Here is a 20,287-nt window from a genome sequence, read left to right on the forward strand (position 1 = left end):
ATAAGCTATGGGGTATTAGCATCCTCTCTTGGAGTATCTAAAATAGCTTGTTTCTCTTGGTCTGATAAAATGATCCAGTCAAATATTTCGTCGCTAGTTCGGCCGCAGCCGCTGCAATAGCCTTTGAGACGGTGGCATTTCCCAATGCAGTCGGTTTTTAATAGCGATGAACTTTTTTGGGGTGTTGAATTCATAAATCCTTAGCCAAGTAGGTCAACATTTGCTGACCTGTTTTATGGTTTTAATGCTATTTATTTGCTACCGATTTACCTACTTCAAATGAGGTAGACCAAGGCGTTGAGCGAGATAATGTTTTTCCGGTATGAATTGAAATAGCTGGGTTTTTTTCATCAAGTACAAAGGTAGTGCGTAATGAATCAGCAGATTCTTTTTGTTGTTCGTGCCAGTTATTTTGCGCTAAACAAGCTCGGGTGAAGTCAACAGCCTTTTGATGAATGGCCACCGCTTGCGTTTGTTCTTGGTAATTATCTTGGCAACGATAAGTCACTGTATCGGCATCCAAAGCACTGATTTGGCATGCTTCACCAACGAGATTGTATTTAGCGGTCCAGGTTTCTGCGTACTTTGTATTTACGCGGGTGCGCTTTAACACTTCAAAACGTGAGTCGTAGGCGGCTAATAAACCATTGATTTTTTCACAAGGCGTGAGGTTATCAATACTTGCTTTTTGCTCTGTTGTTAAGCTGCTACAACCCGATAAAATAAGGCCTGTTAATAATACCGATAAATACTTTTTCATAGTGGACTATCCTTTTGTGATAGCTAATCCTTCGAAGTTGCTTAAAGGATACCTAAGGGCTTGAAAAAATGCCATTAAAGACGTGAAAATAAAATCATTGCATGACTTATATCAAACGTTTTTAGCGTAATTTTTTAAATTTTTTGCCTCAAAACTAAGTATTACTTTAAGCAAACGCGGCCACTTATAGATTTTGAACAGGTACATTTTTTATTGTTACGCTACCTGAACCATCAGCAAGTAAAGTAAAACTGCCTGCTTTGTTAACATAAATGCCACCAGAGCCATCGGTTACTGTGACTTTACCGACAATGTTTTGCACATCGATATTACCCGACCCATCATGAATAATTACATCACCTTGAGTGTTTGCCAGTTCAATACTGCCCGAGCCGTCATGGATGTTTACACTGTCAGTAATATTGCTCGCAGTGATTGCACCTGAGCCATCTTCAATGGTTAATTGACCCGAAATATTATTGATTATAATTGCGCCAGAACCATCATGAATGCTAGTTTCAGCTGCATTTTCAATCGAGATCTCGCCTGATCCATCGGTAATATCAAGCAAGAATGTTGCTGGTAGCGACACCGTTAGATCTATGCGCGTATGATCTTCACTGTGGTTATCACAATTATTCGCAGTTAATTTTGCTGAGTTGCCACTTTTATCTAAAGTAAGGCAGTAGTTGTCATGCGCTTCATATTGATAAATTTCAGCCTTTACCGTCACAGTGTCGGTATTACTGCCTACTATATGTAAAAAGCCCGAACCTGCTTCAACGTTTAATGCTGATAGTGATTGAGCATCAAGGGTAAGCTTTTTTGTGTCTTGTAGTGTCATCTCGTTATTCCAAGCCAAAGCTTGAGTTGATAGCAGTACAGTGCCAATCAGAGTCAATCGTGTGAATGCGTTAATCATTATTATTCCCTTTCATTTTTGTGGTGTTTTTAGTTTAGTCGTATAGAGCGACTAAAAAGGTTTAAAGAGGGGGAATTTTTTTTAGTCGCTAAGAATAATAAGACAATAATAAATGTTTTTGTAAACCCAACCCACTGTTATTGTATGATTTTTAGGATGATTCATTTCTTCTAATGTATTTTCGCTTCCAGAATATTAAGTTGCCATTGGTTTACATTTTGCTCCTTGGCCAACTCGAGTGCTTTTTGGTAGTACTTTTTCGTTTTTTCTGGGTCTTTTAATTGGCTATAGGTGGAGGCAATGGCCTTTAAGTAATCGATTGAATGACTAAATTCGCTCTCTGATTTTTTTAGTATGGCTAGTGCAGCACTGGGGCTTTCATAGTGCTCAACAAAAGATGCGTATTTAATTAGCAAGGTTTGTTTAGATACAGGAGATTGTTTTATAGCTTTGGCTATAAATTGAGGTAATGCTTCTGCTTTTTTTGGCGATAATGTTGACGAATAACGATGTGAAATACGGATGCAGGGATGGGTTGTTTTATCTTCAGCTCTTTTTGAATAGTTAGGTAATAGTCAATAGTCGCGGAGGGAGTATTTTGTTCCAGTATTCTTTCAGGTACATGCCAGCCTTTGAATATGTGTTTTAAGCTATCTCTTAGGGCTATTAGTATCACAGAGCCGTGATTTTCATCTGGGTAATGCTGGAAGTGCCAATTTAAGTTAGGAATGGGTTTGGCATCTAACTCGTGGATAAAGTCATACTGGTGCATTTGCATTTCGTCACCTAATGATAAATATAATGACACTGGTGAATGTTGGGTTTTACCTAAAAGCTTATTTGCTTGGCTAACTATTGCATTATCTGAAACCCAAACAGAAGGACTTACCGCGACATAATTATTAAATGACTCAGGAGCATTGAGTAGACTGTTGAGTACAAAAAGCCCACCTACAGAATGGCCAACAAGGGTACTATGTTCAGCTGTTCTATAGTGGCTGTCTATGTACGGTTGTACTTCATTATTTAGGTAGTTAAGAAAAATATCTGCTGCACCCGCGTTACCTTTTCCCGGAGAGTTTGAGTTGTTTGGGGTCATATACTCGCGATATTTTTCGGTGCCATTGTCGGCAATAGCTACCAGAATAACGTTCGGGATCAATTCACTTTTATTGGATAGCATATCCAACATGCCTGACACTCCATGAAAGTTAAAATCGCCGTCTAGTAAATAGATAACAGGGTAGGTGCTGGAAGTATTACTTTGGTAGTTCTCGGGCAATAAAATTTGCAGGGTACGTTTTTCTTGCAAGATAGTTGAGTCGAGTGTGATTCGCTGACTCGTATCGAATTGCGCACCAAAGCCAAGAAATGGAACCAAAAGAAAAGCGATATGGATAAATTTTATGTAAGGCATATAGTTAAGCTTAATTGTATGAAGGATTGAAAAACAGAAAAATTCCTGCGGTATAAGAAGTTGCCGCGCAATATTTTATTGAATTTGATTGAGTCGCAACCTCCAATAGCGAATTTACAAATAATTTATACTATAGCAAAGTTATTCTATTATAGATAATGATCCTCAGCACTAAAACCGGACACGGCACTAAGCAATGTTTTTGAGTTCATTCCTTAACTATATTTAAAAAGCGCTAAGTATAACTCAGCGCTTAATTAGTATTTTAATTAATAGTTACTTATGTCTTCCTTGCAAACATGCAACGACGTCTTGTAGCTCTAGGCCTTGGCGCTGTAGCAATACGATTAAGTGATATAACAAATCAGCTGATTCGTTGGTTAGCTCCTCGTTATCATGTTTCATTGCAGCTAAAGCGACCTCAACGCCTTCTTCACCCACTTTTTGACAACTGCGGCTTAAATCTTTAGCAAACAAAGAGGCGGTGTAGCTTTTTTCAGGGTCGTCGTTTTTACGCGATACAATTACTTGCTCAAGCTGCGCTAAGAAGCTTAGGCTTGGTTTTGCAGCATCACCAAAACAACTTTGTGTGCCTAAGTGACAAGTTGGCCCAAGCGGGTTAGCCAGCACTAAAATAGAGTCATAGTCGCAATCAGTATGGACAGACACTACTTCTAAGTAATTCTCAGAGGTTTCGCCTTTGGTCCATAAACGATTTTTTGAACGCGAGTAAAACGTCACTTTTTGCTTTTCAAAGGTGACTTCCAGCGATTCTTGATTCATAAAGCCTTGCATTAAAATAACCCCAGTACGGGCATCTTGCACGATGGCAGGGATCAATTCGCTTTTAGCAAAATCAACTTGGGTAAGGTTTTGTTTGGTTAGTTGCATAGTCGCGCCGCCACTTGGTTATCTATTAAATATTGTTTTAATTCGCCGATGTTGATCACATTTTTGTGAAATACGCTGGCTGCCAGTGCGCCATCAACGTGGCTTTGTTTAAATACATCGACAAAATCTTGCATGGTGCCAGCACCACCTGAGGCGATAAGTGGAATATCACACAAAGCACGCATTTTAGACAGCTGCTGGTTATCGTAGCCATTGCGTACGCCATCTTGGTTCATGCAGTTGAGTACGATTTCGCCTGCGCCTAAGTCTTGCACGCGTTTTACCCATTCTTCGGTTTTATAACGGGTGCGGCTTGACGCATTAGGATCGCCAGTAAGCTGATACACTAAATATTCGCCAGTTACTTCATCGTAAAAGCTATCAATGCCGACAACGACACATTGTTTACCAAACTCATCATGTAGTTCTTTGATAAGCTCAGGACGGGCAATAGCAGGGCTGTTTATACTGATTTTATCAGCGCCGCGTTCTAATACGCGTGCTGCATCAGCCACTGATTTAATACCACCTGCAACACAAAATGGAATATCAATATGACGTGCTATGCTCTCTACCCAGTTTACATCGAGAAGGCGTTTTTCAACACTGGCGCTAATTTCATAAAATACCAGTTCGTCAGCACCAGCTTCGCTATACGCTTTAGCCATTGTTAATATGTCGCCAACCACTTCGTGGCCTTTAAATTTAACGCCTTTGACTACTTGGCCGTCTTTAACGTCTAAACACGGGATTATGCGTTTTGATAACATGCCAACGCCTCCTCTACATTAAATGCGCCATCAAGCAGTGACTTACCTAAAATAACACCGCCTACACCAAGCTCTTTGAGCTTTTTAATGTCATCAAGCGAGCTTACACCCCCAGATGCTTGTACTTTAATATTGCTGTTGTGTTTTATTAAGTCTTCATATAATGCAAACGAAGGACCAGTCATGGTGCCGTCTTTACTGATGTCCGTGCATAAAAAATCAATTACACCCAGTGCTACATAAAAATCGACTAATTCAAATAAGCCGAATTCTGATTCACTTAACCAACCGTGGGTGGCAGGTGCCCAGCCATTGTCGGTTTTATTAACGTCGAGGGCGATAACAAAGTGCTTGGCACCAAATTTTTCAATCCAGCTTTTTACTTCATCACGTTTTTCAACCGCCATAGAGCCAATTACTACTTGGTTAGCACCGGCTTTAAGCCAGTCGCTTACGTCTTGTTCAGTACGAATACCGCCACCAACTTGATACGGTACGTTAAGTACTTTGGTGGCTGCTTGAATGTGTTGCCATTGTTTTTTATTAGGATCGCGTGCGCCTTCTAAATCAACAAGGTGTAATTTACCTGCGCCGCTTTGTGCATACTCTTGTAAGCGCGCACCAAGCTCAAACGGGTAAAACTGTGCAGTATCGTATTTACCTTGATATAAGCGCACAATTTGATTTTGTAATACATCTAATGCTGGAATAATCACTTGAATTCTCTTTATTAATTTGTGTTGATACGCTTTATTTATAGCTGCCAGTCTAAAAAGTTCTGCAATAACTGAGTGCCGACTTTAGCGCTACGTTCAGGGTGAAATTGCATACCCGCGTAGTTATCGTTGGCAACAATCGCTGAGAAGGTTTGCCCGTATTCGCCACTAACCAATGTTGCATCATTCACGGTATGAGCAAAACTATGCACAAAATATACTTGCTTGTTTGCATCAAGGCCTTTGGTTAAAGCATGTTCACGATTAACGGTGAGGTTATTCCAACCCATGTGCGGAGACGTTAAACTACCCACATCAAGTGCTTTAACGTGCCCAGGTATTTTGCCAAGGCATTGCACATTACCTTCTTCAGTGCTTTCGCACAGTAACTGCATGCCTAAACAAATCCCCATCAGAGGGCGTTGGTATTCATTGATTGCCTGTTGCCAACCGCCTTCTACCAAGCGCTTCATAGCAACAGATGCATGGCCAACACCTGGTAAAATAGCGCGTTCAAAGTTTTTAAGTTGCTCTGGTGAGGTGATAACTTCTGGCGTTTGCCCTAAGCGCTCAAAAGCAAAGCGTACAGAGTTTATGTTGGCACAACCGGTGTTAATTATGGCAATCATAAACACCCCTTAGAGCTGGCTGTTTGTTGGCTGGCATCAGCGGCAATGGCCATACGTAAAGCGCGAGAAAACGCTTTAAATAAACCTTCAACTTGGTGATGGCAGTTACCGTCGCTAACCGACAATATTAAGCTGATCGCTGCATTGTCGCTTAAGCTTTTGAAAAAGTGTTCAACCATTTGTACATCTAAATCACCGGCTTTTTCACGGCTAAAGTTAGCGTTTAATACAAACGAAGCACGACCTGACAAGTCAATTTGTGCCTCTGCTTTGCATTCATCCATCGGTAGGGCAAAACCATAGCGAGCAATTTGTGATTTAGTACCAAGGGCTTGTTTAAGCGCTAAACCAAGGGCAATGCCGATATCTTCAACAAGGTGGTGCTCGTCAATGTGCAAGTCGCCGCTTGCTTGAATATCAAGGCCAATATTGGCATGGGTGCGAATTTGATCAAGCATGTGATCAAAAAAGCCTAGGCCAGTGCTGATCTCGCCATTTTTACTTTGATCTAAATTGAGTTTTACATCAATTTGCGTTTCTTTAGTGTTGCGAGTCACGCGGCCTTGTCGATCAGCGGTGGTAAGTTTAGTGACAATTGCATTCCAATCACCGTCATACAAAATACCTTCACAACACAAGTTTTGTGCAAGGCCAATATCTGTTTGGCGATCGCCAATCACAAATGAGCGTGCTAAATCGACTTTACCTGAGCGCATTAACTCGGTAAGCAACCCTGTTTTTGGCTTACGACAATCACAATTTTGCTCATTAAAGTGTGGGCAAATTAATACGTCGTCAAATTTAATGCCTTGGCTTGATAAAATAGCCATCATCTTATCTTGGGCAATATCAAAATCAGCCGTTGGAAAGCTGTCAGTGCCTAAGCCATCTTGGTTTGACACCATCACTAAACGATAGCCTGCGCCTTGTAATTGCAAAAGAGCAGGGATCACGTTTGGTAAAAACGCTAACTTTTCAAGACTGTCTACTTGCTTGTCGGTGATTGGCTCTTCAATAATAGTGCCATCACGGTCGATAAATAAATACGGGTTGCTCATGATACTTCCTGCTCTTTAAAAGTGGCTGATTGGCTTAGGCCATCTAACCATATTTTTACTTGTTCTAGTTCTTGCTCACTGCCGATTGAAATACGTAGCCAATCGTTTTCGCCGTATAAAGTAAAAGCACGCATAACTAAGCCTTGCTCAAGTGCGATATTAAAGCTGTTTTTATCGGCGAGCTTTAGAGTGACAAAGTTTCCTTCGCCACTGAGCACTTGTAATACGGCAGGGGAGGCTTCGAGCCACAGCTTTAGCTTTGCCCTTAGTGCATTTAAAATACTTACTTGGCGACGCATTGAAGTAATGGCATCTGGGCTGAGTGCATTTGCAGCAATGCTTGCCACTACCGTTGATACCGGATACGGTGCAATCACTTTACGGATTGGCGCTAGTACTGACGATTGGGCAAGAGTAAAGCCTGTACGCAGGCCTGCTAACGCAAATGCTTTAGAGAGCGTTCTCAGTACTACTATGTTGGCAAATTCGTTGATGAGTTTGCTTGCACTTTGCTCTGGGCAAAATTCAATATAAGCTTCATCCACAACGACCAGTGCTTTATCGGCAAGTGCTGTTGCAATAGCCTTTATTTTTTCAAGCGGTGTTAAGCTGCCTGTTGGGTTATTTGGATTACAAATAAACACTAATTTGCTATTACCAACAGCGTTGATTATTTGATCAACAGTACCATCGAATAATAATGCTTGGCTTAAGCCATTTATTGCTACGTTGTGAGTGTCGGCGGTGACTTTGTACATGCCGTACGTAGGTAAAAATAAAGCAACCGAATCTTGCTCTGGTTGGCAATAGGTGCGTACCAGTAGCTCAATACCTTCATCCGCACCACGGGTCATAAGTACTTGTTCAACAGTGAGTCCGGCGTAATCAGCATAGCGGTTAATAACATTCATAGGTTGCGGATCAGGGTAGCGATTTAAATCATTAATGCTGATATCGATACTTTTAACATACGGGCTTTCATTTGCATTAAGCCACGTTGTGCCGGTTAGTTTCTCACTTTTTGCCGAGCTATATGCTGCTAATGCATCAATATTGGCCGGTAATAAAGGATTATTGCTCATTGTTCATCGCCTCTAAACGCACCTTAACGGCATTTGCGTGGGCATCAAGTCCTTCTGCATCAGCCAATGGTAAAATTGCTTTTGATAAGTTTTTTAAACCATTTTGAGTAATGGTTTGTACGGTATAAGTGCGAAAAAAATCAAGTAAGTTTAAGCTTGAATAAGTGGCACTGTAGCCATAGGTTGGTAATACGTGATTAGTACCAGAGGCATAATCACCAGCAGATTCTGGCGTGTAGTCACCCACAAACACAGATCCTGCATTTTTAACTTTGTTTAAATATGGGTTGGCATCAGCCAGTTGCAGTATTAAGTGTTCAGGGCCGTATTGTGCTGATACAGCAAATGCTTGCTCGATTGAATCAACCAAAATAAGCGATGAATTAGCCAATGCTTTTGCGGCAATATCTTGACGCGATAGTTTGGCTAATTGGCGTTCAATAGCTTGCTCGGTGCGGGCAATCATACGTTCACTGTTACACAGTAAAATTACTTGCGAATCAGCGCCGTGCTCAGCTTGAGATAATAAATCAGCGGCAATAAATTCAGGGTTTGCGCGCTCATCGGCAATCACTAACACCTCAGACGGGCCCGCAGGCATATCGATCGCCATGCCTGGTATGGTCTGAGCTACTAGTTGTTTAGCCATAGTCACAAAGCTGTTACCCGGGCCAAAAATTTTATTCACCTTGGGCACTGAGTCTGTACCATAAGCCATTGCGGCGATTGCACCTGCGCCGCCACTTTCTACGATTGTTTTGATACCGCATAGTTTAGCCGCATATAAAATTGCTGGGTTTATCGGTAAATCACCTTGCACCGGTGTTGCTAACACTACGGTTGTCGCTCCACTTAGCTGCGCCAGTACACCTTGCATGATCACTGATGAAGGCAATGGCGCACTGCCACCTGGCACATATATTCCAACGGCTTCAATGGCTTGGTATTTTAGTTCACATAACACACCGGGCTGAGTCGACAATTTAATATCTTTGGGTAGCTGTGCTTGGTGAAAACGTTTTACATTAGCGTAGGCCGTGTCTATCGCGTATTTAAGCTCAGCGCTTAACTGCTGCTCAGCGACATTGATCTCACTTTGCGGCACTAATAAGCGCGGATTTTCGCGGTTATCATATTGCTTAGCCATGTCGAGTAAGGCTGTGTCGCCTTGCTCTTTTACGCTTGCCATAATAGCTTGGCAAATAGCTTCTACTTCCACACTTGCACTAACAGCAGGGCGCATTAGCGCCGCTGCTTGTGCATCTTTGGAAACCTCATTCCAGCGCAACATTGACTTACTCCATCATTTTTTCAATTGGCATAACGAGGATAGAGTTGGCGCCTAGCGCTTTTAATTGCTCCATTGTTTCCCAAAATAATGTTTCACTGCTCACCATGTGCAGGGCTACGTACTCATCAGAGCCAGCAAGAGCTAATACCGTTGGTTGGCCAGAGCCTGGTAAAATATCGCAAATTTCATCCAGTTTATCTTTTGGCGCGTGCAGCATGATGTATTTGCTTTCTTTGGCTTGTCTCACGCCGCGTAAGCGTGGCATAAGTTTGTTGATAAGTGCTAGTTTGTCAGCATCTTGTAAGTCTTTATTTTGGATAAGGCAGGCGTTTGATTCTAAAATAGTATCGCCTTGCATAAGGCCGTTGGCTTCAAGTGTGGCACCGGTAGATACTAAATCACAAATTGCATCTGCAAGTCCTGCACGTGGTGCGACTTCTACAGAGCCAGTCAGCATTACTGTGCTGGCGTTTATGCCTTCACGCTTTAAGTATTGAGTTAAGATTTCAGGGTAGGTGGTAGCAATGCGTTTGCCTTCAAACCAGCTTTTATCTTGCTTGCCAAGTTCTGACGGCCATGCAAGTGCAAGGCGACAGTAGCCAAAATCAAGTTTAGACAATTTAGTTACTTCACTTGGTACGCCTTGGCGCTGGCGCTCAGCTTGTACTTCAACGAGTACGTTTTCGCCTACTATGCCTAAATCACACACGCCGTCCATTACCAGACCAGGTATATCGTCATCGCGCACACGTAGTACGTCAATCGGCATATTGGTCGAGTGGGCAATCAAACGTTGCTCACGCAAGTTAAGTTTAACACCTAGCTGTTTTAGTAAGTCTTGGCAATCTTTAGAAAGGCGGCCACCTTTTTGGATGGCGATACGTAGACGGTTGCTATTACTCATTATTCATTTTTCCTTTAATTTAAAAACTAAAAACCCCGAGGGAACCTCAGGGCGAAAAATGAATCATTGTATGTTGACTCGCCAGAGGTTCCTTTTAGGAATAACCTCTCAGCGAAAGACCTGACAGGTTATTCCGGTGAATGGTGGTGATGATGTACTGTTGTCAGGTTTAAGCGCATTATAATATATCCTAAATAACTTTCGTTTTATCATTGCTTCATGTAAACAAAAGTGTTTAATCTGTTTAAGTAAATTTCACATATAGAAAAACACATTTGTGGGGAAGCTGGCAAGTTTTTTTTGCATAAATTAAAGAATAAGCTATAACGGCCGATGATAAGAGTAACCAAAGGAGGAACGTATGGATATTATGATCCCTTATTTAGGGCAGATCACTCGTTTGCAACTTGAGTCGAAAGGCGCTTTTCATATTGCGGGGCTAAAAGATTCGAACGCGCAGCGAATTGAACGTGAAAAGCGGCAAAAACGTCAGTTGGAGCGCAAAGAACTACTGCCTAAAGAAAAGCTTGAAACAGCTAAGAAAGAGCGCAAAACAGACGAGGAAGACGAAACCCATTTAGACACATGGGCGTAATATTTATAGGATCTTATGCATAGGAAATGCATAACTAATTCTAGCACCGTAAGCATTAGCTCGCGGCGCCAGAAGTAAGTTTAAATGTTAGTTTTGTTGTTTGGCACTAATGCTACTGTGAATTAACGGCGAAATAGTGAGCCCTTGCACAATAATCGAAAATATCACCACAACGTAGGTAACAATAACAAGCAGGTTATGTAAATCAGAGCCGCCCACAAATACTTGATCACGAGGAATTGCCGCAGCCATTGCTAAAGCAAGGCCACCGCGCAGGCCGCCCCAGGTTAAAATTTTAACTGAGTGTTTGTCGTATTTTCTAAATTTCTTAAATACCACAAACGGTGCGCCAACACTGATAAAGCGAGCAAGTAATACTACAGGCACCATTAGTAGTCCTAAACCAATTTCAGCTAGGCTGATGGGCATAGTGACAATTAGCATACCGATAATCAAAAACAACAACGCATTTAAAAAGCTATCGGTGGCGTGCCAAAAGTCTTTTACGTAGCGAGTGTCTTCAGGCCTGGTGCGCTCTGTCGCTTTAGTACGGGTTATATTACCTAACAATATACCGCTAGTTACCATCGCCAGTGCGCCAGATATTTCCCATATATTGGCAGCGGCGAATCCTGCTGTCGGTATAGTTAAGGTTAGTAACAAGCGAATATTTACATCACGACTGTTGATGATCAGATAATGACCCACTAACGCAATCACTAAACCAAATGCAATCCCTCCCAGTGCGTCGACAAAGAATAGCTCTGCAATGCCTGCTGCACTGGCTTCAGTGTCGAGAAAAGCCACGGCAAAAATAGTGGTAAAAATAACTAAACCAATACCGTCATTAAATAATGATTCACCTTCAACTTGCACAGAAATGCCTTCAAGGGCACGCATTTGTTTAATAATTGCAAGCACTGCAATTGGATCGGTTGGACTTATTAATGCACCAAACAATAAACAATAGATAAAAGGCACCGCAAAGCCTAACGCGACAAATAAGTAAAAGCTTAAAAAGCCAATGATAAAGGTGGAGGCTAAGGTCGAAAATAACACCAGTACGGTAATTTCAAAACGTTGTTTTTTGAGTGCCGCAAGGTTAATTTCTAGTGCGCCTGCAAACAGTAAAAAGCCGAGCATGCCTTTGAGTAATAATTGATTAAAATCGATACTTGAGACTATTTGTGTAATCTCCAGTGCGGTTGAATCGCCCAATAATTTTACCGCGAGTATTAATAACAATGAAATCACTACTGAGCCAGTTGTTATGGCAATAGTGGTTTGCATTTTGAGGATATACTGGTTAGCAAATGCGATAAAAATCGCTAATGCAGATAAAAAACAAATGAGGTACCAAGCATTCATTGTTTGACCTTAAATAATATATTGGAATGAGCAAAAGGGAATGTACTTTCGCGCGGGTATGTTACTCCTGAGACTTTGAAATGTCACCGCGACAATGCTGATAATTACACTTTTAAGAGGCGTTTTTGCTACTCACGTAGCAACAACGAAATTAATTGATGGTTTTGTTTGAGACTTTATCGACATTACTGCTTTTAAACCGCAATAGCTTCTTTGCTAATCGTCAATATTTGCAGTTTGCTATTTACATATATAGCTCTGTTGTCAATCAACATAATCACTGCAGTTATAGGTCTGAGCAGAAATGACATTTAATACATTACCAATAATAAAGACAAATGAAATGCAAGTAAATGTTAATTTTATGTATCCATACATTTACATTTACTGGGTTTCTTTTGTTTTTTAATTAACAATTTAAGGTTAAGTCATTGTTTTAGAGTGTTTCAGCTTTCGCATTTGTTAATTTTTTGTTTAATTTTCAATTTCAGTAAAAACAGTCTAGGCTGAATCTGAATCGGGAACGGGTAGTGCCGGTTTAATACAAAAATATTAAATAAATAACAATTTAAATGGAGCGTAAACGTGAATTTATCTAAAATCACATTAGCAACTCTTGCTGCTTTTGCGGTAACGCAAGTATCAAGTGCAGTAGCTGCAAATAAACAATATCTGAATGAGCAAGCAGCCCTAACTACAGCTTTGCAAAATAGTGCATCATCGGTACTTATGGCAAGCCCAATCCAGTTAGTTGGTTTGGATGCAGGTAATGAGTTAGTCGTATTAAAAGAAGTAAAAAGTAATAATGGTGATACGACTCGGCGTTATCAACAACAGTATCAAGGATTACCAGTCATTGGTGATACTGTGAGTTTAACGTTTGATAATAATGGCCAATTAAAACGCGCTCATGGTGCTGCTGTATATGATATTAGTAGCGATATAAGCTCAGTGATGCCAAAACTCAGTAAAAAAATGGCTATTACACAGGGGTTAAAAAACTCCCAAGCAGCGGCTAAATCAGTAAGCCTTAAAAAACACAATGAACAATCGCGTTTAGCGATTTGGCTTGATGCGCAACATGTCGCACATTTAGTGTATGAAGTATCGTATGTTACTTATGGTGCTAATCCTTCTCGACCTTATCAGATCATTGATGCGAATTCTGGTGAGGTTTTGCATAGCTTTGATAACCTTCAACATGCCAATGCTACAGGCCCTGGTGGAAATTTAAAAACAGGAAAGTACATTTACGGAACTGATTTTAGTAGTTTAGATGTGTCGCAATCAGGCAACACTTGCACCATGAATAACGCAAATGTTAAAACCATTAATTTAAATGGTGGCACCAGTGGCTCTTCAGCGTATTCCTTTACTTGCCCCGAAAACACCTTTAAGGAAATAAATGGCGCTTATTCGCCATTAAATGACGCGCACTACTTTGGTAATGTCATTTTTAATATGTATAACGACTGGATTGGTTCTCCTCCGCTGTCTTTTCAATTGCAAATGCGTGTTCATTACGGCAGTAATTATGAAAATGCTTTTTGGGACGGATCAGCAATGACTTTTGGTGATGGTCAAAATACCTTTTATCCATTAGTTAGTTTAGATGTTTCTGCTCATGAAGTTAGCCATGGTTTTACTGAGCAAAATTCAGGGCTTGTATACAGTGGGAAATCGGGCGGCTTGAATGAAGCGTTTTCTGATATGGCTGGTGAAGCTGCCGAGTTTTATATGCTAGGCACTAATGATTGGTTAGTTGGCCAAGAAATTTTCAAAGGCAATGGTGCATTGCGTTACATGAATAACCCGACCCAAGATGGTAGTTCAATTGATAACCAATCGAGTTATTATTCTGGGATGGATGTACATTACAGCTCCGGTGTATTTAATAAAGCATTCTATAACTTAGCAACTAAAGCTGGTTGGGATACTAGAAAAGCTTTTGAGGTTATGGCGCGTGCAAACCAATTATATTGGACCGCTAGTACCAATTGGGACTTGGCAGGGAATGGCGTAATGGATGCGGCATGTGATTTAGATTACAGCCCAGGTGATGTACAAAGCGCACTTGCGGCAGTGGGTGTAACGTCAAATTTAAGCCCTGGCAGTAGTTGTGGAGGAGTAGAGCCACCAATTGACGAGCCACTTAGCAATGGCGTGCCACGCACTGGGATCAGTGGTACAGAAAAACAGCAACTGTTCTTTACCTTAGAAGTACCAGCTAATGCCACTAATTTGCAGTTTAATACGGTAGGTGGCAGTGGTGATGCGGACTTGTATGTAAAATTTGCGCAAAGACCAACACTAAATAGTTTTGACTGTAACAGCACGACTTCAACCAGCACTGAAAGCTGTGCTATCAGCAATGTTCAAGCAGGTACTTACTATGTAATGGTTGAAGCCTGGAACCAAATATCGGGCGTTTCACTCACGGGGAGTTTTGATGGCGGTGATGCGGGTACTACACCAATAAACCGTACTGAAACTAATGTAAGTGTTAGCTCAGGTGGTTGGACTCGTTTTAGTCAAGAACTAAGCGCAGGTTATTCAACATTGAATGTTGCTATAGCGGGTGGTTCTGGTGATGCAGACTTGTATGTTAATTTTGGCTCGCCATCATCAACATCGTCTTATCAATGTCGACCATATAAAAATGGTAACAACGAAAGTTGCGAAATTACTGCTCCACAAGCGGGCACTTGGTATATTGATTTACAAGGCTACAGTGCGGCAAGTGGCGTAACGTTAACAATAACGGCTAACTAATCCCTCACCTAAGGGAGCATTCGCTCCCTTTTTTACCCTTATATTTTCAGAGTCTGAATTTGGGTAAACACAGAAAAAAAGGAAACTGTTATGAATATCTTTGCACCAAGCGTCCTGCTTGGCACTGTGTCATTATTGGTAAGTCAGCTGGTAATAGCACAAGAGCCTGACAGTATTTGGGTAAGTATTGACCCTGTAGCAGCTAAACATTACAAATTAAACCAAACAGCTCATAAACACAGTACCGAGCTCCTCGCTCCACAAGCATCCAGCTTATCTTCTATTAATTTTATGCGTATTAAACAGACTGAAGTGGCTAATTTAAGTGAATTTATGCACGACAATTACCATCGCTGCGGTGGCTTTGTAGCACATGAATCATTGCTTGAGGCGCAGCTTTATACTGAGCAATTAGCTAAAGTACAGAATCAGTCAATCAACAGTTTGGCTATTAACTACACAATAGATAATGCGCAAACGGTACAGACACTGATCAATAACATTAGTCCTAATGATCTAACCAATACCGTTAATTCGTTGAGTGCTTTTAATAATCGCTATTACTCAGTACAAAGTGGAGTTGATGCATCTCAATGGTTAAAAGATTATTGGCAACAGTTAGCGAGCAACCGCGCTGATATTAGTGTTGATTACTTTAGCCATAGTTGGTCGCAATCATCTGTAATTGTGACTATTCAAGGCAGCGAAAAAGCGGATGAAATAGTAATTGTTGGCGGTCATTTAGATTCAATTAATCAATCAAATCCTAGTAATGGCAGAGCGCCCGGTGCGGATGATAATGCCTCCGGTATTGCGGTCTTGTCAGAAGTGCTTCGGGCAATCGTAGATAATAACTATCAACCACAAAGAACAATCCAAATTATGGGGTTTGCAGCTGAAGAAGTAGGGCTGCGAGGTTCAAAAGCGATTGCAACGGCGTATAAATCACAGGGCAAAAATGTGGTAGGTATGGTGCAATTTGATATGACCGGTAATCATGGCAGTAGCGATGATATTGTGATGATGACAGATTATACTAACAGCGGCCAAAATCAGTTTTTGGGACAATTGATCGACACTTATTTACCCACCCTAAGTTATGGTTTTGATCAGTGTGGATATGGCTGTTCAGATCATGCTTCGTGGTATCAGCAGGGCTTTGCCGCCTCAATGCCATTTGAGTCGCGCATGGCTGATATTAACCCGCTAATCCATACTGCAAACGACAGTAATTTTGATGCTGATCATGCGAGTAAATTTGCCAAACTTGCGGTGAGCTACTTAGCTGAACTGGCTAAAAATGCCGGCTATGAAGTACCACCCACTGACAATGAACTGGAAAATGGTGTCACAGTGTCTGGAATTAATGCGCTTGCTAAAGAGCAAGTTTTTTATACCTTAGCAGTCCCTGCAGGAAGTAGTAATTTAAACTTTACTACAGCAGGTGGCAGTGGCGATGCTGATCTATACGTTAAGTTTGGCGCACCGCCTACTTTACAAGACTTTGACTGTAACAGCACTAATTCAAACAGTAATGAAGCATGCGCTATTAGTAATATACAATCAGGTATATATCATGTCATGGTTGAAGCATGGAGCGCTATTACCGGTGTTTCCTTAACGGGTAGTTATGATGGTGACAATAATGTACCGACACCGATTAATCGTACCGAGACGAATGTCAGTGTGGCAACAGGAGGTTGGACTCGCTTTAGTCAAAATATCAGTGCGGGTTACGCGTCGTTAAATATTTCTATTTTAGGTGGTAGCGGGGATGCTGATCTGTATGTGAATTTCGGTTCGCCGTCATCAACGTCAACATATCAATGTCGACCTTATAAAAATGGTAATAATGAAAGCTGTACTATTAGCAATCCCCAAGCTGGTGCTTGGTATATTGATTTACAAGGTTATACTGCGGCAAGTGGTATTACTTTAACGATCAACGCACAATAATAACAATAGCAAAGGGGCATTGCTCCTTTGCTATTTGCTTTGCGTATTCACTTGCCCTTGGGGCTATGCTTACGTAAAATCCCGCTATTATTTTTAGCAAAGCGATCGTTATTATCAAACAGCTTTTTAGTGCAGCAGGTCCGTTAGCGCAATCTTTAGATGGTTATACGCCTCGCCAACCGCAGATCGATATGGCGGTTGCGGTGAGTGATGCATTAAAAAACCGCTCGCAATTAGTGGTTGAAGCGGGCACTGGTACAGGTAAAACCTACGCTTATTTAGCCCCCGCGCTAAAGTCTAAAGGTAAAACAATAATTTCAACCGGCACGAAAGCGCTGCAAGAACAATTATATCACCGTGATTTACCACAATTAGTCAAAGCGCTTAGTGCGAGTAAAAAAACCGCGCTGCTAAAAGGGCGCAGTAACTATCTATGTACTTATCGGCTTAATCAGCATGTTGCCCATGTACCGACCGATGATTCTGATGTGATGCATCAATTGGCCATGGTGGCTAAATTTGCCAGTGAAACGCACACCGGTGATCTGGCTGATTGTATTGGTATCGAAGAAGATGCCAAAGTATTACCTTATGTAAGCTCCACTGCGGATAACTGCTTAGGTAAAGAGTGTCCTGATTTTCAAGATTGCTATATTCGCAAAGCCCGCTTAAAAGCGATGGATGCCGATATAGTAGTGGTTAACCATCATTTGTTTTTTGCAGACATGGCGGTAAAAGATACCGGCTTTGCTGAACTCATTCCCACAGCTGATGCCTATATATTTGATGAAGCACACCAATTAAGTGAAATTGCCAGTGATTACTTTGGTGAGAGTATCAGCACTAAAAAGCTGGTGGACTTAATTAATGATTTACGAGCAATTTATCGCTCTGACATTCCGGATATGTTGCAACTTGGTAAAACCTTAAATAAGCTTGAAACCAGTGTTGCAGACTTGCGCTTACAATTTGGCTTAGATGGTAGCCGAGGTGATTGGCGACAAATGCTGGCAAGTAAAGAAATTTGCGCCGCGTTACATAGGGTGATCAGCGATTTAGACTTTTTGTATCAAGTACTCAAACATTGTTTAGACCGTAGCGATAAAATAGAACACCCATTTGAGCATACCTTAGCTTTTAAAGGGCAATTAGAACGGGTGTTTGATATAAGCCAAACAGGTAACAGTTATTGGTATGAAACAACACGCCGCTATTTAACCGTACATATAACTCCGCTTAACGTATCAGTTAAATTTGCGCAAATGATGGCAGACACGGGGGCTGGCTTTGTATTCACCTCAGCGACTCTATCTGTCGATAATGCACTTGATCATTTTAACGCAAGCCTTGGCCTTAAGCCTGTCAAAAGTATGATGGTTGATAGTCCGTTTGATTATTATCAGCAAGCCTTATTATGTTTACCGCGTTATTTACCTGAAACACATGCAGCGAATATGCCTCATGCGATTGTTAAGCTTACCCTCGATTTAATTAAAGCAGCAAAAGGGCGCTGCTTTGTATTGTTTACCAGCTATCGGATGATGCATTTAGTCGCCGAAGGGCTAAGTACTCAGATTGATTATCCTATTTATATGCAAGGGCAAATGTCTAAACGTATTATTTTAGAAAAATTTACCCGCCATGGTAATGCCGTATTATTAGGTACTGCGTCGTTTTGGGAAGGAGTTGATGTCAGGGGTAGCACACTCAGTTGTGTTATTATTGATAAGTTACCCTTTGCAGCACCCGATGATCCACTGCTCCAAGCTAAAATGCAAGATGCGCAATTACAAGGACATGATCCCTTTGCTTATATTCAATTGCCACAAGCGGTGATTGCACTAAAACAAGGCGTTGGACGACTGATCCGCGATAGTAAGGATAAAGGGGTGTTGGTGATTTGCGATAACCGTTTAGTGACACGCCAATACGGCCAAGTCTTTTTAAAAAGCTTGCCGCCGATGCGCCGCACACGTAGCCTTCAAGTGGCCAGTGAATTTTTAGAACACATTAACTAGAGAAATAATTACCATGAATAACGCAATCAGTACTAGTGATATTAATCTATTAGCATTTGACGCTTCTACCGAAGCATTGTCTTTAGTGCTCAATTATAATGGTCAGTTATTTCACCATTTTGAAGTATGCCCGCAACAGCATAGTCAAAAAATCTTACCGTTGGTTGATCAGTTGTTAGCTAAGGCAAATTGCCGTTTAACTGATTTAGATGTTATTGGTTTTGGCCAAGGCCCAGGTAGTTTCACTGGCGTGCGTATTAGTGTCGCCATTGCGCAAGGCTTAGCTTATGCATGTAAACTGCCACTAGTTGGTGTGTCAACGCTGCAAATGATGGCGCAGCAAGCTTATCAACAAACCGGTGAAAAAAGTGTATTTAGTGCTATTGATGCGCGTATGGGAGAAATATATTTTGCCCATTACAGACTCAGTGATAATGGTGTGATGACCTTACAAGGTGACGAACAAGTATTAAAACCCGCATTATTATCTCTTGCAGACGAACCAGGGATTGCAGTGGGCACTGGCTGGCAAACATACCCTGAGGCACTGGCAGATAACCCACAAATTGCTATCAATAACGACATCATATTACCTGATGCCGGTTTTATGTTGGCTACAATTAGCGATGATTTCAGTGCGCAACGTACGGTCAGTGCTGCGCAAGCTCAACCTAAATATGTACGTGATACAGTAACCTGGAAAAAATTACCTGGACGCGAATAAACTGATTAATAAAGCAACTTGCAAGGTTATTAAATTTGGCACATAATTTAATAACCTAAGTAACGAGACGCAACTTTGAATCTACCTATTGGCTCAGGGTTTTACTCGGGAGACATACCCGGTAAAATTACCTCAAGACAGATCAACACTAATAAACCTCAGGGGTTATTGGAGCAATCTGCTGCTGATAATAAACAGTCTGCGGAGTTTGTTAAATCAAGCCAAGCAGGTATTGCGCTGGCTGATAAGTTACAAAGTGACACTGCCCAACCTAGTTACCGACAAACGATTTATGACCAACCGACAGCCAAAGTAAGTCGTGCTATTTCAACCTACACCGAGTTTGCTAATTTAGAACGCCGAGCTGAAGTACAAAACTTAATTGGTGTGGACATCTACGCTTAACAATTAGAC

The 20,287-nt window shown here is 41.3% G+C and carries 20 protein-coding genes; 6 read left to right on the forward strand and 14 right to left on the reverse strand.

The genetic code is table 11. From position 1 onward, the window contains the following. Positions 1-5: 5 nt before the first annotated feature. The 13 genes from P4S61_RS21395 to hisG all read right to left on the reverse strand — a co-directional run bounded on the left by P4S61_RS21395 (position 6) and on the right by hisG (position 10,440). Positions 6-194 carry a DUF1289 domain-containing protein gene (locus P4S61_RS21395; protein ID WP_149980198.1) on the reverse strand — a complete coding sequence of 63 codons (189 nt, stop codon included), beginning with the start codon at positions 192-194 and terminating at the stop codon, positions 6-8. Between the two features lie 53 nt (positions 195-247). Then, complete coding sequence (locus P4S61_RS21400) at positions 248-760, reverse strand: hypothetical protein (protein WP_145235753.1); 513 nt, start codon at positions 758-760, stop codon at positions 248-250. A gap of 184 nt (positions 761-944) precedes the next feature. Continuing rightward, on the reverse strand, positions 945-1,682 hold the full coding sequence (locus P4S61_RS21405) for a hypothetical protein (protein ID WP_182758276.1): 738 nt from the start codon (positions 1,680-1,682) through the stop codon (positions 945-947). Positions 1,683-1,852: 170 nt separating this feature from the next. Next, complete coding sequence (locus tag P4S61_RS21410) at positions 1,853-2,098, reverse strand: hypothetical protein (protein WP_337119166.1); 246 nt, start codon at positions 2,096-2,098, stop codon at positions 1,853-1,855. A gap of 38 nt (positions 2,099-2,136) precedes the next feature. Then, on the reverse strand, positions 2,137-3,099 hold the full coding sequence (locus tag P4S61_RS21415) for an alpha/beta hydrolase (RefSeq protein ID WP_337119167.1): 963 nt from the start codon (positions 3,097-3,099) through the stop codon (positions 2,137-2,139). A gap of 276 nt (positions 3,100-3,375) precedes the next feature. Then, positions 3,376-3,990 carry a bifunctional phosphoribosyl-AMP cyclohydrolase/phosphoribosyl-ATP diphosphatase HisIE gene (hisIE, locus tag P4S61_RS21420; protein ID WP_145235744.1) on the reverse strand — a complete coding sequence of 205 codons (615 nt, stop codon included), beginning with the start codon at positions 3,988-3,990 and terminating at the stop codon, positions 3,376-3,378. Continuing rightward, positions 3,981-4,760, reverse strand: a complete 780-nt coding sequence (gene hisF, locus P4S61_RS21425) for an imidazole glycerol phosphate synthase subunit HisF (protein ID WP_182732287.1) — start codon at positions 4,758-4,760, stop codon at positions 3,981-3,983. The genes hisIE and hisF overlap by 10 nt, the downstream gene beginning before the upstream one ends. Further along, positions 4,742-5,476 (reverse strand): 1-(5-phosphoribosyl)-5-[(5-phosphoribosylamino)methylideneamino] imidazole-4-carboxamide isomerase, encoded by a 735-nt coding sequence (locus P4S61_RS21430; protein ID WP_149980202.1) that lies wholly within the window; start codon positions 5,474-5,476, stop codon positions 4,742-4,744. Before P4S61_RS21430 ends, hisF begins: the two co-directional genes overlap by 19 nt. Positions 5,477-5,514: 38 nt before the next feature. After that, complete coding sequence (gene hisH, locus P4S61_RS21435; RefSeq protein ID WP_149980203.1) at positions 5,515-6,105, reverse strand: imidazole glycerol phosphate synthase subunit HisH; 591 nt, start codon at positions 6,103-6,105, stop codon at positions 5,515-5,517. Continuing rightward, positions 6,102-7,163, reverse strand: a complete 1,062-nt coding sequence (gene hisB, locus P4S61_RS21440) for a bifunctional histidinol-phosphatase/imidazoleglycerol-phosphate dehydratase HisB (RefSeq protein ID WP_145235732.1) — start codon at positions 7,161-7,163, stop codon at positions 6,102-6,104. Before hisB ends, hisH begins: the two co-directional genes overlap by 4 nt. Continuing rightward, positions 7,160-8,245, reverse strand: a complete 1,086-nt coding sequence (gene hisC / locus P4S61_RS21445; RefSeq protein ID WP_182732285.1) for a histidinol-phosphate transaminase — start codon at positions 8,243-8,245, stop codon at positions 7,160-7,162. The genes hisB and hisC overlap by 4 nt, the downstream gene beginning before the upstream one ends. Next, the gene (gene hisD, locus P4S61_RS21450) at positions 8,235-9,536 is read right to left on the reverse strand and encodes a histidinol dehydrogenase (protein ID WP_145235726.1); all 1,302 of its coding nucleotides are present in this window, start codon (positions 9,534-9,536) and stop codon (positions 8,235-8,237) included. The genes hisC and hisD overlap by 11 nt, the downstream gene beginning before the upstream one ends. Positions 9,537-9,540: 4 nt before the next feature. Continuing rightward, positions 9,541-10,440 carry an ATP phosphoribosyltransferase gene (gene hisG / locus P4S61_RS21455; RefSeq protein ID WP_145235723.1) on the reverse strand — a complete coding sequence of 300 codons (900 nt, stop codon included), beginning with the start codon at positions 10,438-10,440 and terminating at the stop codon, positions 9,541-9,543. Positions 10,441-10,801: 361 nt separating this feature from the next. Between hisG and P4S61_RS21460 the strand changes: the two genes are divergently transcribed. Further along, positions 10,802-11,035 (forward strand): hypothetical protein, encoded by a 234-nt coding sequence (locus P4S61_RS21460; RefSeq protein ID WP_149980207.1) that lies wholly within the window; start codon positions 10,802-10,804, stop codon positions 11,033-11,035. Positions 11,036-11,122: 87 nt separating this feature from the next. On the opposite strand, the gene P4S61_RS21465 is transcribed toward P4S61_RS21460, so the two are convergent. Continuing rightward, complete coding sequence (locus P4S61_RS21465; protein WP_337119168.1) at positions 11,123-12,403, reverse strand: cation:proton antiporter; 1,281 nt, start codon at positions 12,401-12,403, stop codon at positions 11,123-11,125. Positions 12,404-12,988: 585 nt separating this feature from the next. Between P4S61_RS21465 and P4S61_RS21470 the strand changes: the two genes are divergently transcribed. The 5 genes from P4S61_RS21470 (at position 12,989) to P4S61_RS21490 (ending at position 20,278) form a co-directional block, all read left to right on the forward strand. Further along, entirely contained in the window at positions 12,989-15,175 is a 2,187-nt protein-coding gene (locus P4S61_RS21470; protein WP_337119169.1) for a M4 family metallopeptidase, read from the forward strand. A 90-nt stretch (positions 15,176-15,265) separates the two neighbouring features. Continuing rightward, positions 15,266-17,131: a M28 family metallopeptidase gene (locus tag P4S61_RS21475; RefSeq protein ID WP_337119170.1), complete on the forward strand. Its 1,866-nt coding sequence runs from the start codon at positions 15,266-15,268 to the stop codon at positions 17,129-17,131. 191 nt (positions 17,132-17,322) lie between these two features. Beyond that, positions 17,323-19,149 (forward strand): ATP-dependent DNA helicase, encoded by a 1,827-nt coding sequence (locus P4S61_RS21480; protein ID WP_337119171.1) that lies wholly within the window; start codon positions 17,323-17,325, stop codon positions 19,147-19,149. Between the two features lie 13 nt (positions 19,150-19,162). Further along, a complete protein-coding gene (tsaB, locus tag P4S61_RS21485) occupies positions 19,163-19,873 on the forward strand; it encodes a tRNA (adenosine(37)-N6)-threonylcarbamoyltransferase complex dimerization subunit type 1 TsaB (protein WP_182718779.1) in 711 nt (236 codons plus the stop codon). A 75-nt stretch (positions 19,874-19,948) separates the two neighbouring features. Continuing rightward, on the forward strand, positions 19,949-20,278 hold the full coding sequence (locus P4S61_RS21490) for a hypothetical protein (protein ID WP_149980212.1): 330 nt from the start codon (positions 19,949-19,951) through the stop codon (positions 20,276-20,278). Positions 20,279-20,287 lie beyond the last annotated feature (9 nt).

Source organism: Pseudoalteromonas sp. B160 (assembly GCF_037162485.1).
GTDB lineage: Bacteria > Pseudomonadota > Gammaproteobacteria > Enterobacterales > Alteromonadaceae > Pseudoalteromonas > Pseudoalteromonas rhizosphaerae.